Below are 14827 nucleotides of genomic sequence, written 5' to 3'. Positions count from 1 at the left end.
AACAAGGACACCTCTCGTGCGCACTGCTCTCCTCTCCGTCCGCGACCTGCATATTGCCTTCGGGCAGCAGCCGCCCGTCGTCAACGATGTCACTCTCGAGGTGTGTCGGGGCGAAGTCGTGGCTCTCGTGGGGGAGTCCGGTTCGGGTAAGTCGATGACAGCCCGCGCGATCCTCGGCCTACTCCCTGATGGAGCCGCGGCGGGCGGTTCGATCGGTGTTGACGGCACATCCGTACTCGACGCGACCGAGGACGAATTGAATCGGCTGCGTGGCTCGACGGTCGCGCTGATCTTCCAGGAACCGCAGAGCGCGCTCAATCCAGTCCGTCGTGTCGGATGGCAGATCCGAGAGGCGATTCGCGCCCATCGAACGGTCTCTTCCCGTGATGCTCGCGTCCGCGCAATCGAACTTCTCGAGCAGGTGGAGATTCCAGATCCGCAGCGCCGCGTCGATTACTTTCCGCACCAACTCTCGGGTGGCCAGAAGCAGCGCGTTGCGATCGCGCTGGCCCTGGCCAACGACCCCGATCTACTGATCGCCGATGAACCGACCACCGCGCTCGACGTCACCGTGCAAGCCGAGATCCTGGCGCTGCTCGACCGCATCCGTCAGCGGACCGGGATGGGAATCCTGCTCATCACTCACAACATGGGAGTTGTTGCGCAGCATGCTGATCGGGTGATCGTCCTCCGAGATGGCGAAGTTGCCGAGACTGGAGACACGCACACACTGTTTGCCGCGCCGGCCCACCCGTACACCCGTCGACTGCTGGCCGCAGTGCCGCGCCTTCCCGAGGGTGCCGCAGCGGCTGCGATCACTCCGGAGTCGACCGAGGATACTGTGCTCGAATTCGACAGCGCCACAGTGCAGTTCCCGGCCAGGCGCGGTAGTCCCGCCTTTCTGGCAGTCGATGGCGTGAGCCTGACGGTCAGCAGGGGAGAGGTCCTCGGTCTTGTCGGTGAGTCGGGTTCCGGGAAGACAACGCTCGGCCGCGTTGCTGCCGGCCTGGTGCCGTTGGCGGCGGGACGTGTTCTGTTCGGTGGCCACGATCTTGCTGAAACGCCGTCCCGTCAGCTGCAAGAACTACGCCGTGATCTGGCATTTGTTCACCAGGACCCCGCCGCGTCTCTCGACCCGAAACTGACGATCGCAGCAACCATCCGTGAGCCGTTCGACGTCCACAAGATCGGTACGGCGGGGGAAAGGCGCGCTCGCGTACTCGAGCTACTCGACGCCGTTCGGTTGCCCAGTACGTTGGCCGACCGTTTCCCACATCAGCTCTCCGGTGGGCAGAGGCAGCGCGTTGCACTCGCCCGCGCACTGGCGCTGACGCCCAAGCTGGTTATTACGGACGAGCCGACCAGCGCACTCGACGTCTCGGTGCAGGCCGAGGTGCTGGAGCTGTTCACCGAGGTGCAGCGTGATCTCGGGTTTGCTTGCCTGTTCATCAGCCACGACCTCGCCGTTGTCCACCAGGTCGCGGACCGGGTTGCAGTGCTGCGATCCGGCTCCGTTGTCGAGATCGGCAGCGTCGACGCGGTCTTCACCGCACCGCGTGATGCCTACACGAGGGCCTTGATCGACGCCGTTCCGGTGCCTGACCCCGCGCACGCCCGCGATCGCTCGACTGACTTGGCCTCGCTCGCTGTGTAATCGGCGTCCCATGTCAGTTTCAGAAGGCGACTGCATTTTTCAGAAGACGACTGCACTCTCGGCGAAGGCATCATCACTCCAGCCGTTCTCTGTCTGTCGATCGTTCTGACGCAGTGCAGCAGAACATCCGAGGACTCAGTCAGTGGTTCAGCACCGATTCTGCGATTCGATGTGCAGCCTCATCCGCAGTCTTGAGCCGCTCGAACCGGTGGAGATAGTTGTGGCCCGCGCCCTGTGCCTGCAACGTCGGTGGCCACGACTCGGTGCGGTGGGCCAGCGGATAGCCCCACAGCCCGGCCTGCACCGCCACTTCAGCTCGCGACCGCAGTGGCGACCTGGAATCGATCCCTTCAAGTGGTACGACGAGGGCTATCGAATCGTTCACAAGATGCGGCTGCAATTCCCGGATGTACACGTCAAGCCGAAATTATCGTCACCGACCGCGCACAAATCTCGAGTGAGCCAGGAAAAGGACTCCGGCACCGAATTTCAGTGGGCATGGAGGGATGAATTATGTGACTAGGCCTCGCGTATCGGACGCCAGGTAACCTCCCTGAGGTGGCTACAGATCCGGCAAGGTCGTGGTGGGAGCGCTACAACGACGGGATTGGTGAATCGATGTGGTGGGAGCTCTCGCCTGAAAGGAGTTAGTTGTGGCTGCTCGAAAAAGAGACCGTGTTACCAATATGGTTAAGGGAGAATTGACCGATGCAATGGTGCGCGCGGGATATATGCCGTATGAACCCTTAGTGGAGAGTAATGACGGTGCCTTTTGGTTCAAGAGTGATGCTGTTGGCATTCCGAATACCATCGCTGCCGTGCAAGCACTTATCGGCTATTCGAGGGACGGTGCCACAAGGTGCACGGGAACTGCATTCCTGATATCTCCGAGGGTAGGTGACGCACTACAGTCAATTCCATCAGACGCACTGCTGAAAGGCGATAGGCCGGACAGCCCCTTCCATGAGCGCGTTGACTATCGGGTTTTCAACGAACTGCCGGGTCTGGAGTTGGTGGGGAAGGCACCGTGGGTGATTACTGAAGCGGACGTCCCGATTGCCGTGCAGTGGTTTGAGAATCGCGTATCCGGTGCGGTTGTGAAATGGTTCGACGATCGCAACTCGATTGAGAAGTTGATCCGGGTGGCGGAGGAGCCGATCCCGGGAACCTCGCACGACCGGATCAACCCCCGCGTTCTACGGGCGACAATTACTTTGTGCATCGTCAATGGTTACTTCACTGATGCAGCAGGATTGATGACGGCGCACCTTGAACGCGATCACGTGCAGCCGAATGTTGATTCATTCGATCGTGTTGCCGCGTTTGATAGAGCTCTAGCGGATAGATTTCCAGAATATCGGCGTGCTCGAGGCCGCTGACCTTGCCATATCCCAGACGGCGGGATATCCGCTGTGGGTGTCCTCTGGATCGGTGGCCATGAGCTGAATCACTTCTCGGTGTGGCAAGTCCGTCGGGCACTATGAGTTCTCTGGGGAGAATTCGAACAGGATTGGAGGCTCTTCCGGATCCGGAGTGCATGAGGCCGGGGCCGCGCGGTGACTAGTACTGTTTCCGCACCGGATGCGATCTCGCCGACCTCGATCGCTAGTCCTCGTACTCGTACTCCGGTTCGGGCTCATCCGCCCATGCCTGATATCCCGGACTCTTCAGATGCAGGTGGATCGCACTGACACCCCGGTTCAGTGTGATGACCGCTTTCGGCAGATCCCACCGGATAGTTGCCTCAGGTTCGGCGCTCGTGGCTGTCCCCAGGAGTGCAGTAAGTGCCACATCGAGGTTCGTGAATCCTTCGACCAGCAACGGACGCACCACTGTCATGGGCGTAGCGTCATCTGCCAGATCCGTGACTAAGATCGAGATCGAATCCATTCTGTGTTGCCGCCCGAACATGTTCGCCGTCGGCCGGCTGACATGAAAGTTCGTCCGAATCGAGCCGCCAGCATGCCTGAGTTCGACGAGCTCCCATCCAGCTTGTGCGCAGAAGGGTTCCAGGTCGTCGACGGCCCAGGTCCAGTCGAATTCTGCAGCGAGGCGGGCGATCTGGGTGGCGCCTTCGATGTCGACGTGCATGTGTGGATGCTACTTCCTTCTCGACGCAGCCAGTTCCGCCGCAGAGGGACCCTACGATTCATTGATCGAAGCGCTCGCGGCTAGCTGAGCCGAAGGGTCGGTGCCAGCAGACCGTCGACCGCCAACTCGCCCGGCGGGGCCTCACCGTGCCAAATAATTCGGGGAAAAACGTGCCAAATAATTTCGAGAGTCACACGCAAAACCCGTCCGAAAACCCACTGTCTCTCAATACTTACTGTCGTTGAGTTCTGCAACACTGTGCCCTTGTGAGCACACTTTTGGGGTGCGCGAGGGTATCGACGGCAGATCAAAACCCAACTCTGCAGACGGACGCTCTGACGGCCGCGGGCTACTACAAGATCTGGACCGACGTCGCATCCGGCTCGAAAGACGACCGCCCGCAACTGGCCGCAGTCATCGAACACCTTCGACCGGACGACACGCTGGCCGTGTGGCGCCTGGACAGGCTCGGCCGAAGCCTTCCTCACTTGCTGGAAACGGTTGCCCACCTCGAAGCTATCGGCGTCGGGTTTGCCTCCCTCCCCGAAGAAATCAACACCACCAACTCCGGCGGCCGGTTGATCTTCACAATTTTTGGAGCTCTCGCCGAATTTGAGCGAAATCTTCTGAGGGAGGGAACATTTGCTGGCTTGGAAGCGGCGAAAAGGCAAGGACGAACCGGTGGCCGACCACCTGTGCTTCATGAGAAACAGAAGGGCAATCGCCCGCAAGATGAAAGGTGCCGGCGTTTCCATGACCGCAATAGCCGACACGCTCGGAGTCGCCTGATCAACCCTGTACCGCAACGTCAGTTAGACGGTTGGTGCACAGCACTTCTGAACACGGAATGTCAGAAGACGACTGCACGCGACACCAAAATCGCAGGTCACCGTGCAGTCGTCTTCTGAAACTGACACCCCAGTTTCAGCTTGGGGCCGGGACGCACACAAGTCTCCCTCGGATGGCTGATCCAGCCACGCAGGGGAGACTTGTGTGCACTTGTACCTGTCTCAGGGACCCCGAGGACTACTTCGCGGGATTCAGTACCAGTGAAATTGAGTTGATGCAGTACCGCTGATCCGTCGGAGTGGGATAGCCCTCACCCTCGAAGACATGGCCGAGGTGGCTGTGGCACTTCTTGCAGATAACTTCGACGCGTCGCATTCCCAGGCTCACGTCTTCCTTCAGGATGACGGCGTCGGAGTTGGCCGGATCGAAGAACGACGGCCACCCGCAATGCGATTCGAACTTCTCGGTGCTGCGGAAAAGTTCGGCGCCGCACGCCCGGCAGGAGTAAACACCTTCGGTGGTGGTGTCGGTGTATTCGCCCACGCCGGGCCGTTCGGTGCCGGCCTGACGCAGGACGGCGTACTCGGCCGGGGTCAGTTTTTCGCGCCACTGCTCGTCGGTGAAGGTGACTTCGGGGGCGTTATCTGTAGAACTCATGCCTACACGCTAATCCTTTACTGCAGGTTCGGCTTTGCTTGCAGGTGGGACGGCATCCACAGGAGGATCGAGGAGGTAGGCGGGATCGATTCCGCGGTCCAGGCGTCCTTCGCGTCGGGCAACCAGATACCGGTAACCGAGGACGCAGAAGATCACGATCAGCAGCAGGCTCCACCCGAGAGTGCTCTTCATGTACTCCGCTGCCCGGCCGAAGGCGGGCCAACGGAAGGACCACCAGTCGTCGAATGTCATGCACCCGTACACGGCAAGCCAGGCCGGCCAGTTCCGCATGACGGAGTTCTTGAGAATCACCGACATCAGGAGCGGGAACAGCATCATCGAGTAGTACATCTGCCCGAGCGACGGCAGCAGGAACGACGCGGTCATGATCACGCCCGTTGTGGTGGTGAGGAAGAACAGATCGTCATTGCGGTAGTACCGGTAGAGCAGCCACAGCGAGATCAGGACCATGGCGGCGAAGACCGCGCGCAGGGTGAGGACCAACCAATCGGGCAGGCCGAAGTAGGCGCCGTTACCGACTATCGAGCTGTTGAAGTAGTCGCGTGATTCCAGCAGGTACGGAACCGTGCGTTCGACAAATGCCATCGGATCTGCCGAGAGAGGCACTGCGACGACGGTGAGGATGAACGGGATGCCGAGTGCTGTGACAAAAACCTTCCACTGACCACGAACCAAGGGGAGCAGTAGCAGCGGCGCAAGAGTGGGTTTGACGGCCAGAGTGATGCCGATCGATGCGCCTGCCCATAGATCTTTACGGCGCATCAGGAGTAGCAGGAACGCCATCTCGCTGAGCAGCACGATGCCATTGATGTTGGTGAACACCAGGGTGTTGGTGACGGTCTCCGACGAGAACGCGGCCAGTACGAGAATTGGCGCGGCGATGGAGCTGATTGTCAGATCGAACAGCCGTAGCAGCAGATAGAGCGCGACCAGGATCGCAATCGCATTGGTGCCGATGAACAGCCAGCGCGAGCGCTCGGGATCGAGGATGGCCAGTGGTGCCATCAGCAAGGATCCCGATGGGGGATACAAGTAGTGCGGATCTACCGTGTTGAAGTCCGCGGTGTAGACCTCGCGGCCGTTCCAGAATGCCAGCGCGGCGTTGTAGACCGGCCGGAAATCATCGGTGATCGACCCGTTGACGGCTTTGACGACAACGCGATTGATCACGGTCATCACGGCGATCGGCCACAAAACGTAGTTGACGACTTGTTGGGTTGTCCGCCCGGTGCGAGGCTCGATTTGTCTAAGGAACACTTCGGAACGGTACACCGAGACGCAAACAGATCTGGGGATGCACCCTGCAATGGTGGGTGACGGCCGTCATTTTCGACTAGGCCGGGCACACATTGCCGTTGGCCGGCAGGCTCTGATTGTCCAGGTAGGACACCGCGGCCTGTTGCACGCAGGCAGATTGCATCGCGGGGTGTCCGGAGCCTTGCCAATCGAGGCTGGCGAACCGGGCGCCGGCGTTGGTGACAACTCCGGTGACGGTGGCCAGTCCGGTGTTGCCGACGGCGGGGTCGGCTTGACCGCTGAGGACCAGAACAGTCGGTTTCAACGCGGTGGGTAAGGGCGTCGGAGCGGTTGTCGGCCAACTTGCGCAGGCCGACAATCCGAGTGCGGCTTCGTTCCCGAACACGGGGTAGGACTTACCCCACGTTTGTTGCAGTTCGCGGATGCGGCCCACTCCCGGCCACTGAATGCCGTCGGTGCAGCGTCCGACAAACTGACCGTCACTGGCAAGTGCTTTCTCCGCGGCTGCGGCACGTTCGCGCATGGGTACGGGGTTTCCCGTTCCGAGTGCGCTGAGAGCATCGGCCAGAGACGTTGTGTCCAGCTGGCGATTCTGGCTCGCGATGGCAAGACTTGCCGAGATTGCGCGGGTGATCGACGCCGCGGACAAGGGCCGGAACTCACCAGTTCGCGCGCGTTCCATCAAGGCAACGACGGCCGCGCGGGGGTCGGGTCCGAGTGAGCAGGACAGCGCCGCGCAGCGAGTAGCAAACGCCGTCAACGCTGCTTCCTGGCCTTGGACTCGGCTTTCCTCCTCGGTGGTGGCATCGGTGGCGATCGGTGCGGGTGAGTCGAGGATCAATCGTGCGATGTTGTCGGGATATGTTGCGGCGTAACTCAATGCGATGTCCGAACCGGAGCCTGCAGCCCACAGTGCGATGGTGTCGACGCCCCATCTCGTGCGCAGTGCGTTGATGTCGTCGGCCGCGGCGTCGGCTCCGAATTCGAGTTCCTGCGGATCGAGATAGTCGGTGCAGGAGATTGTGGCGTCGTGCCCGAGGGTGGCGACGGCGTCGGCTGCGTCTCCGCTGAAACTCGGCTCGAATTGGCCGAGATCGGCGAGTCCGCGCCGAGTATCGGGTTCCATGCATTCGATCGGCGTCGAGCGGTCGATACCGCGGCGATCGAGAGCCACAACCGGGTGGGCTGCGAGGACGGCCGTCAGTCCGGTGGCAGAGAGCATGGCCAAGGTGCTTCCCGACGACCGATCGGTCCCGGATGTGAAGACAATCGGGTAGGCGTCAGCAGGAGTAGCTGACGTTCGGGCCCGGGTCGCCGCAGCCGTGAATGTTCCGTCGATGCGGCCGCTGGTGTCGATGGGAGCGCTGAATTCGGCGCATTCGACGATGACGCCCGTGCTGGCTGCAGCCAACGCGGCGTCGGCAAGAGATGTCCCGCTGCAGTCGCGCCACGGGAGATCGCTGGTCGGGACGGCCGGAGCGGGAACCGGGGGAGGTGTCGCCTGTGACGTATCGGAACTCCCGGGGGTGCCACCGGTGTGACCTTCGACGGCGACGTCCGGGCGAATGGAGGGCCCTGCGCCACAGGCGCAACAGGTCGCCAGGACAACTGCAATCAAAGCCGCTCTGCGCATGCCGACCAGAGTGCCAGGTTCAGTGCCGAGGACGTTGACGAACCCACCGCGACAGCACCGTGCCGTCGGAGTCCGTGAGGATATGTGCAGGCATCATCGGGGTGGGAAGGGACTGTGCGGAGAGGGAAATCCGCCCCGCGTTGCCGCCGACCAATTGCGGAGACGTCGTCACGCATAGTTCGTCGACGGCGTTGTCCGTGATCAGTTGGCCGAACAGGGACGGTCCGCCTTCGCACAGAATTCGCGGCAAATTCAGAGTGGATGCTGTGTTCTCGATGTCGACGCTGCGCACCGCCGCGCCGACGCTTCGGTGAATGTCGGCACCGGCATCGCTCAACCTCGATACGGCAGCGGCGTCTGCATCGGAGCCGACCAGCAGAATCGGTGGGACCTCGGCGTCACAGAACAGCCGGCTTTCGGGGTCGATCGACGCGCGTGACGAGACAACCAAGATCGGGGGCACCGGGGCGAGCCCCGACGCGACCCGGCGTGCCCGAGCGTCGTCGTTCATCACGGCGCCGCCGTAGTTCTCCGCGCGCGCGGTTCCGGCTCCGACGACAACCACGTCGCAGAGTTCGCGCAGCGTGTCGAACACCGTCTTGTCCGCCGGGGTGCCCAGACCGCCGCTGAGCCCACTGACGGAGACGGCACCGTCAATGCTGGACACGAAGTTCACCCGTACCCACGGACGCTGCAGGTTTTCCGGATATGAATAGAGCTCTCGGAGCCGCTGCGGCTGATCGGGTGTGAAGTAGGTCGCAAAATCCAGATGGTGCATATGAGAGATCACACCACGTAGATACCCTTGATGGATGCCTCAACGTCTTGTCGATCGCAGTCCGGTGGTACCCGCCGATCAATTGGTCGCTCAAATGGTTCCACCCGCAATGTTCGACGACGTGAGCTTCGCGTCCTACATCCCGGATCCCAACGAGCCGAGTCAGGCAGCTGCCGTTGCCAAGACCGAGGAATTCTCCAAGCGCGTAGCCAAGATTCGGGCCGGCGGTCGTCGCGGATTGTTCGGTAAGAAGACTCAGGCCACTGGCGCCGGTCTGTACCTCGACGGCGGCTTCGGTGTCGGTAAGACGCACCTTCTGGCGTCGATCTTCCACAGCGTTCCGTCGCCCAAAGCATTCGGCACGTTCGTCGAACTGACGCACGTGGTCGGCGCACTCGGCTTCAACAAGGCCGTCGAGGCATTTTCCGAGCACAGCGTTCTGTGCATCGACGAATTCGAGCTCGATGATCCGGGCGACACCATGCTGGTCTCTCGCCTGCTGTCCGAGCTGTCGACGCGCGGTGTGTCCATCGTTGCGACGTCCAACACACTCCCGGGTCAGCTCGGTGAGGGCCGCTTTGCTGCGCAGGACTTCATGCGCGAGATCAAGAAGCTCGGCTCGATCTTCGAGACCATTCGCGTCGACGGTCCTGACTACCGTCACCGCGATCTGCCACCCGCTCCCGAGCCGATTTCCTCCGAAGAGTTGGTCGCGCGCGCCGAGTCCGTCGATGGCGCAACGCTCGACAACTTCGACGAGCTGTGCAAGCACCTCAGCACGCTGCACCCGTCGCGATACAACAAGTTGGTCGAGGGTGTTCGTGCTGTCTACATCGACGGCGTCCACCCCGCGACAGACCAGTCGGTTGCGCTTCGGTTCGTGGTTCTTGCCGACCGCCTGTACGACGCGAGCATTCCGGTGACAGTGTCCGGCGCTCGCCTGGACGAGATTTTCACCCCGGAGATGCTGGCCGGCGGTTACAAGAAGAAGTACCTGCGTGCCATGTCGCGTCTACTTGCGTTGTCTCGTTTCGAGGTTGCCGCGACCTAGTTCACCGGTCGCTCCATCACAAAATCGTGATGGAGCTGGGTGCCCACGACAAAGGTCTTGGTCCCTACCCGTGTGAAGCCATGCTTTGCGTAGAACTTTTGCGCTCGCGCATTTTCCTGGTTCACTCCGAGCCAGATTCCCGCACTGCCACTTTCGTGGGCGTGAGCGACCACCGCGGCCATCAATGATGCTGCGGCGCCGCTTCCGTGATTTCCGGGAAGCACGTACAGCTTGCTCAATTCTGTTGTCGGGCGAAGCGTGAGTGCTGCCCGCACGTCGGGATCGGACGGTTCGGCGTCGATGAGCATTGCGTAGCCGACGATGGCGTCGCTCGAGATCACTTTGAGAACCGTGCGCGTCGGGTCGGTCAGGTATTCGGAGAACTTGTCGACCGAGAGCACGTTGTCGATGAAGGCATTGATGTCGTCGTCGGATGCATCGGGTGGGCAGGCGAGCGGAAACGTCACCGCGGCCACGTCGGCGATTGCTTCGGAATCCCAGATTCCGGCCCGGTCAACGGTGATGCTCACGTCACTTCGTCCTTCCCTGCACGTGCAATGGTCGCTCAAGTACACCACTTGCCGTGTCAGTGACGGCTATCCGGCTTTCTCAGCCGCCAGGCTCTCGGCGCGTTTCGGGGCAAACGCGGGGGCAAGTGCGATCAGAATCACGCAGAACGCCAGCGGTATGAGGAACCCGATCCGCAGGTCGCTGAATGCGGCGACAGCTCCGACGATTCCGCCGCCGACAACGGTGCCTACATAGTTGAAGAGGTTGATGCGAGCGATGACGGTATCCACCTGATCGGGTGGCGCCATCCGACCGGCAGCGCTGAAGCAGATCGGGGCGATCACCGGAAGGCCAAGGCCGACGATCAGGAACCCGGCGATTGCAATCGCAGGAGATTGCGCCGTCACGACAATGGTCATGCCGATCACGCCGATCACTGATCCCATGCGGACGACGGTGGTTTCACCGAACTTGCCCACCCAGTAGTCGCCGGTCAATCGCGCAACCAATGCTGCGATTTGGTAGGCAGCCATCGACAGAGCAGCAGTGCTCGCGTCGGCAAGCAGGACGTCTTCGAGGTACAGGGTCGACCAGTTGCCGATGCTGAAATCGACTGCGTAGAACAGTGCCATCGCGATGCCGAGCAGGACAAACGCTCGCATCGGGACCGTGAGCGTGACGGAGCCACCGGTATTCGTATCCGCGACGGTTGTTGCGCTTCGATCGAGCAATGACGGTCCGAATACCAGAAGCAGCAGGGCCACAATCACTCCCGCGACCACCTGGGTAACCCGTACCGAGATGTCGAGTCCTGCGGTTGCCGAGATGTAGAGCGCGCCGGCGATGGCCCCGACGCTCCAGGCTGCGTGGAACGAGCTGAGAATGAAGCGTCCCTTGGCGTGTTGGATCGAGACGGCCTGCATGTTTGCTGCCGCATCAACGATGCCGAGGCCGATTCCGTAGACAGCGAGGCAGACAAAAAAGAGTGCAGAGTTGGGGGCCAGTCCGGTGGCGCCGCCGAAGACCGCGATGACGGCCAGTCCGGTGCGGAGCGTGGTCTTGCTCGACGTTCGAACTGCGAGTCGCTCGGCGAGAACGCTGCCGAGTCCGGCGATGACTGACACCGACACAACCGCAACGACCAGCAACGACTCGCTGAGCGCAAACAAGTCCCGGTACGCCGGCAGTTGCGTCAGAATCGACGCGAGAAGAAAACCCTGGAGTCCGAAAGCCACGGAGGTGGCGATCCGAGCCTTCGTCAGGCTGCGGGTGTGATCCGTCATCGAATGTGGCCTTGTCTGTGGTTGGGCACTGCCCGCCGAACGCTACTTGATATTTGGTACTGGTCGAGTGTCCAACAAAGTCGCGTGTCGCGCAGCATTCTTTGATTAACTGACGGCTATGAGTGCACATCCAACAGCAATGTTTCCCCCCGAATTTGTGTGGGGAACCGCGACGGCTGCGTATCAAATTGAAGGCGCAGTGACCGAAGACGGTCGGGGACCGTCGATTTGGGACGATTTCTGCACTCAACCCGGTGCTGTGGTGCGCGGCGAGACCGGTGAAGTTGCTGCGGATCACTACCACCGCTGGGAATCCGACGTCGCTCTCATGGCGCAGCTGGGACTTGACGCGTATCGCCTGTCGCTGTCGTGGTCGCGAATCCTCCCTACCGGATCAGGCGAGATGAACCAGAGGGGGCTCGATTTTTACGACCGCGTGATCGACAGGCTCTGCGAGTCCGGAATTACGCCCGCCGTCACGCTCTTTCACTGGGATCTGCCGTCAGCTCTGCAAGAGCAAGGGGGCTGGATGAATCGCGACACCGCGTATCGGTTGGGGGAGTACGCGCAGATTGTGGGCGAACGGTTTGCCGATCGTGTCGGCCTGTGGATGCCACTCAACGAGCCTGTTGTCCACACTCTGTACGGCCACGCCCTAGGAGTTCATGCCCCGGGACTTGCCTTGGGATTCGCCGCCTTCCAGGCCGCACATCACCAGCTCCTCGGGCATGGTCTGGCAGTCGACGCGCTGCGGTCGGCGGGCTGCTCGGGCATTGGCATCGCGTCCAATCACGCTCCGGTGCGCGCCGCAACGGATTCGGCGGAAGACGTGATGGCCGCAGACATCTACGACCACGTCGTCAACTGGATGTTCGCCGACCCGATACTGCTCGGAAAGTATCCGGCCGACGAATTTGCGCAGATCCTCACCGGACCGGTCGACGAGGATCTGACGATCATCAATGCGCCCCTCGACTGGTACGGCATCAACTACTACGAGCCGACGATGATCGCTGCCCCTGTCGAGGGACAGGGCACCGACGGCGTTCTCGAGATCGATCTACCGCCGGGACTTCCCTTTGCTCCGGTGGCGATAACCGGTTACCCCACAACCGATTTCGGATGGCCGATCGTTCCCGAAGGACTTGGCGAGATCCTGCGAACATTCCAGTCGCGGTTCGGTGAGTCCCTGCCGCCGATCTACATCACCGAGAGCGGATGTTCGTTTCACGACACCTTGAACAGTTCGGGCGAGGTCAGTGACACTGCTCGAATCGAGTACCACGACGCACATCTACGGGCCCTGCGATCGGCCATGGACGACGGTGTCGACGTGCGCGGCTATTTTGTGTGGTCGCTGCTGGACAACTTCGAGTGGGCAGCCGGCTACCAGGAACGATTCGGCCTGGTCCACGTCGATTTCGACACCCAGAAGCGCACCCCGAAGGCTTCGTTCGAGTGGTATCGCAGCTTGATTGCGGGTCAGAAGGCAGCGCGGGTTTAGCGTCCAGGTTTGCGTTCTGGCGCCTGGCCGCCTAGCCTCACTCACATGAAGCGCATGCTCGTAGTACACCGCCGTAGCGGGGTCTGAATCGGACCGACCCCCCGCTGCGGGTCGTCGTGCTACCAGTTGGTCCTCCACTTCATTCCAGGAAGACCACGACAATGACTTACAACTTCGCCTTCGCTTCTGATTCGTCTTATTCCTTTGCCGGCGATCCTTTTGCTGCGCGTCATGGAAAATCCTTGCCTGCCGGCCTGCGTGCCGAATGCGCTGAGATGTCGTGGAACGAATTCGAATCGACGTATGCGGCAATGAGTGGCCCGATCCGTCTGGGCGCATGGTCGAGCGAGAAGATCGCCCCCGGTCGCTGGGCGTACGAAGCGACTCTCGGTCTGGGGGAGCGCATCGCTACGGCATCCGCCACCGCAACCGGAGCAATTTCTGCGATGACATCGATGCTGCACGACGCAGGAATCGCGCTGGAGATTCTCTCGTTCCATCAGCACGAAATCGGCCACCGCACGGCAACCTTCATTTTCACGGAGTGCAATGGTCGCCGGAACTGGGCCATGGGCATCGGCGAGTCGGCAACCGAGTCGTCACTGCGTGCGATGACGTCGGCAGCAAACCGTTTCTCGAACTGACTAGTCGGATGTCGCCGTGCATCGGAAAGCTGTAGGTGTGTCACTCGATTTCAGCTAGTCGAGGAGGTTGTAGTCGCGGAGAAGTTCGCGATTCACTTCGAATTGTGCCCGGGATGTTGCGGCGTCCAAGTCCGTCGCGATCGTGCAGAACCAGTCGAGATGGCTGACTATCGCTGCGCAATGCCATGCGAGAAACTTTGCGTGTTTCTTGTGCAGCTTGAAAATCGCGATTTGCCTCGTTGTGCACGCGAATTCGATGGTCGCGGTTACACGTTCGATTGCGTAGATGAGTTGGAAGTAGGCGCCGATGTGTTCGGGACCGTACGTGTCATCGGTCTGGAGCTTCAGCAGGGTTAGCACGTGGCGGGCGTCGTCGACGATTCCGGTGGTGATATTCGTGTGGACGTCTGACAGGGCGCGGTTAGCCACTCGCCGTGCATTTGCCGCATTGAGCCCGAAAGTGCTGATGGAAATAATCAGTGCCACAATACTCACGGTGAGCGATGCAGGTTCCACAGCTGCAGCATAAGTGGCTGGGCGCTGGTCGGGTTCTCGGGGTTGAGGACCGCAACGCAGAAAGCCGGAATCCCGTAAGGATTCCGGCTTTCTGCGTATTTCCGTGGTGCGCGATACTGGGATTGAACCAGTGACCTCTTCCGTGTCAGGGAAGCGCTCTCCCGCTGAGCTAATCGCGCGGGTCTGGAGATGAAAATGGAGCGGACGACGGGATTCGAACCCGCGACCCCAACCTTGGCAAGGTTGTGCGCTACCAGCTGCGCCACGTCCGCATGTGCATTGAACTCCGTTACCGGCGCTCAGTGCGTGTCTAACCTATCAGACCCGCAAGCGAGTCTTGACCATCAGGCCCGAGGGCCTGACGTGGTGCGCGATACTGGGATTGAACCAGTGACCTCTTCCGTGTCAGGGAAGCGCTCTCCCGCTGAGCTAATCGCGC

Annotated in this window: 14 protein-coding genes, 3 tRNA genes and 1 pseudogene; 6 read left to right on the top strand and 12 right to left on the bottom strand. The window is 61.1% G+C overall.

Annotated features, from left to right (window positions below):
- The first annotated feature begins 16 nt into the window (after nucleotides 1-16).
- Nucleotides 17-1654 carry an ABC transporter ATP-binding protein gene (locus R4P64_RS26620; protein ID WP_317823307.1) on the top strand — a complete coding sequence of 546 codons (1638 nt, stop codon included), beginning with the start codon at nucleotides 17-19 and terminating at the stop codon, nucleotides 1652-1654.
- Nucleotides 1655-1793: 139 nt separating this feature from the next.
- On the opposite strand, the gene R4P64_RS26615 is transcribed toward R4P64_RS26620, so the two are convergent.
- Nucleotides 1794-2039, bottom strand: coding sequence for a hypothetical protein (locus R4P64_RS26615; RefSeq protein WP_317540475.1), 246 nt, complete (start codon nucleotides 2037-2039; stop codon nucleotides 1794-1796).
- A gap of 268 nt (nucleotides 2040-2307) precedes the next feature.
- On the opposite strand from R4P64_RS26615, the gene R4P64_RS26610 reads away from it, so the two are divergent.
- The gene (locus tag R4P64_RS26610; protein ID WP_219111656.1) at nucleotides 2308-3033 is read left to right on the top strand and encodes a hypothetical protein; all 726 of its coding nucleotides are present in this window, start codon (nucleotides 2308-2310) and stop codon (nucleotides 3031-3033) included.
- A gap of 226 nt (nucleotides 3034-3259) precedes the next feature.
- Here R4P64_RS26610 and R4P64_RS26605 read toward each other — a convergent pair whose 3' ends face one another.
- The gene (locus R4P64_RS26605; RefSeq protein ID WP_317823305.1) at nucleotides 3260-3745 is read right to left on the bottom strand and encodes a DUF6301 family protein; all 486 of its coding nucleotides are present in this window, start codon (nucleotides 3743-3745) and stop codon (nucleotides 3260-3262) included.
- Between the two features lie 266 nt (nucleotides 3746-4011).
- Here R4P64_RS26605 and R4P64_RS26600 point away from each other — a divergent pair.
- Nucleotides 4012-4534 (top strand): annotated as a pseudogene (locus R4P64_RS26600) (recombinase family protein).
- Between the two features lie 237 nt (nucleotides 4535-4771).
- Here the strand turns inward: R4P64_RS26600 and msrB are convergent.
- From msrB to R4P64_RS26580, 4 genes are all read right to left on the bottom strand, one after another.
- Nucleotides 4772-5191, bottom strand: a complete 420-nt coding sequence (gene msrB, locus R4P64_RS26595) for a peptide-methionine (R)-S-oxide reductase MsrB (RefSeq protein ID WP_033234722.1) — start codon at nucleotides 5189-5191, stop codon at nucleotides 4772-4774.
- A 9-nt stretch (nucleotides 5192-5200) separates the two neighbouring features.
- The gene (locus tag R4P64_RS26590) at nucleotides 5201-6484 is read right to left on the bottom strand and encodes a glycosyltransferase family 87 protein (protein ID WP_045067463.1); all 1284 of its coding nucleotides are present in this window, start codon (nucleotides 6482-6484) and stop codon (nucleotides 5201-5203) included.
- 61 nt (nucleotides 6485-6545) lie between these two features.
- Nucleotides 6546-8102 (bottom strand): alpha/beta hydrolase, encoded by a 1557-nt coding sequence (locus R4P64_RS26585; RefSeq protein WP_317823304.1) that lies wholly within the window; start codon nucleotides 8100-8102, stop codon nucleotides 6546-6548.
- 19 nt (nucleotides 8103-8121) lie between these two features.
- Entirely contained in the window at nucleotides 8122-8880 is a 759-nt protein-coding gene (locus R4P64_RS26580; RefSeq protein WP_233365974.1) for a pyrimidine reductase family protein, read from the bottom strand.
- 34 nt (nucleotides 8881-8914) lie between these two features.
- Between R4P64_RS26580 and zapE the strand changes: the two genes are divergently transcribed.
- A complete protein-coding gene (gene zapE, locus R4P64_RS26575) occupies nucleotides 8915-9931 on the top strand; it encodes a cell division protein ZapE (protein WP_033234718.1) in 1017 nt (338 codons plus the stop codon).
- Here the strand turns inward: zapE and R4P64_RS26570 are convergent.
- Both R4P64_RS26570 and R4P64_RS26565 read right to left on the bottom strand, forming a co-directional pair.
- Nucleotides 9928-10461, bottom strand: a complete 534-nt coding sequence (locus tag R4P64_RS26570; protein ID WP_092808381.1) for a GNAT family N-acetyltransferase — start codon at nucleotides 10459-10461, stop codon at nucleotides 9928-9930. The two genes, zapE and R4P64_RS26570, sit on opposite strands and share 4 nt — an antisense overlap.
- Before the next feature lie 66 nt (nucleotides 10462-10527).
- Nucleotides 10528-11724 carry an MFS transporter gene (locus R4P64_RS26565; RefSeq protein WP_317823303.1) on the bottom strand — a complete coding sequence of 399 codons (1197 nt, stop codon included), beginning with the start codon at nucleotides 11722-11724 and terminating at the stop codon, nucleotides 10528-10530.
- Between the two features lie 118 nt (nucleotides 11725-11842).
- Between R4P64_RS26565 and R4P64_RS26560 the strand changes: the two genes are divergently transcribed.
- Nucleotides 11843-13228 (top strand): GH1 family beta-glucosidase, encoded by a 1386-nt coding sequence (locus tag R4P64_RS26560; RefSeq protein WP_317823302.1) that lies wholly within the window; start codon nucleotides 11843-11845, stop codon nucleotides 13226-13228.
- A 161-nt stretch (nucleotides 13229-13389) separates the two neighbouring features.
- Complete coding sequence (locus R4P64_RS26555; protein ID WP_116104520.1) at nucleotides 13390-13872, top strand: alpha-isopropylmalate synthase regulatory domain-containing protein; 483 nt, start codon at nucleotides 13390-13392, stop codon at nucleotides 13870-13872.
- 54 nt (nucleotides 13873-13926) lie between these two features.
- On the opposite strand, the gene R4P64_RS26550 is transcribed toward R4P64_RS26555, so the two are convergent.
- The 4 genes from R4P64_RS26550 to R4P64_RS26535 form a co-directional block, all read right to left on the bottom strand.
- Nucleotides 13927-14388, bottom strand: a complete 462-nt coding sequence (locus R4P64_RS26550; protein ID WP_317823301.1) for a hypothetical protein — start codon at nucleotides 14386-14388, stop codon at nucleotides 13927-13929.
- A 104-nt stretch (nucleotides 14389-14492) separates the two neighbouring features.
- Nucleotides 14493-14567 (bottom strand) — tRNA-Val (locus R4P64_RS26545).
- Between the two features lie 17 nt (nucleotides 14568-14584).
- Nucleotides 14585-14660, bottom strand: a tRNA-Gly gene (locus R4P64_RS26540).
- A gap of 92 nt (nucleotides 14661-14752) precedes the next feature.
- Nucleotides 14753-14827: transfer RNA gene (locus tag R4P64_RS26535), tRNA-Val, on the bottom strand.

This window comes from Rhodococcus sp. IEGM 1366 (assembly GCF_033142425.1).
GTDB classification, from domain to species: Bacteria; Actinomycetota; Actinomycetes; order Mycobacteriales; family Mycobacteriaceae; genus Rhodococcus_F; species Rhodococcus_F globerula.
This window is presented reverse-complemented; position numbering and strand designations above follow the sequence as displayed.

Excerpts from the sequence above, each read along its gene's own strand:
- R4P64_RS26605 (WP_317823305.1), bottom strand. The coding sequence starts at position 3,745 with ATGCACGTCGACATCGAAGGCGCCACCCAGATCGCCCGCCTCGCTGCA.
- msrB (WP_033234722.1), bottom strand. The coding sequence starts at position 5,191 with ATGAGTTCTACAGATAACGCCCCCGAAGTCACCTTCACCGACGAGCAG.
- R4P64_RS26585 (WP_317823304.1), bottom strand. The coding sequence starts at position 8,102 with ATGCGCAGAGCGGCTTTGATTGCAGTTGTCCTGGCGACCTGTTGCGCC.
- R4P64_RS26580 (WP_233365974.1), bottom strand. The coding sequence starts at position 8,880 with ATGCACCATCTGGATTTTGCGACCTACTTCACACCCGATCAGCCGCAG.
- zapE (WP_033234718.1), top strand. The coding sequence starts at position 8,915 with ATGCCTCAACGTCTTGTCGATCGCAGTCCGGTGGTACCCGCCGATCAA.
- R4P64_RS26565 (WP_317823303.1), bottom strand. The coding sequence starts at position 11,724 with ATGACGGATCACACCCGCAGCCTGACGAAGGCTCGGATCGCCACCTCC.
- R4P64_RS26560 (WP_317823302.1), top strand. The coding sequence starts at position 11,843 with ATGAGTGCACATCCAACAGCAATGTTTCCCCCCGAATTTGTGTGGGGA.
- R4P64_RS26555 (WP_116104520.1), top strand. The coding sequence starts at position 13,390 with ATGACTTACAACTTCGCCTTCGCTTCTGATTCGTCTTATTCCTTTGCC.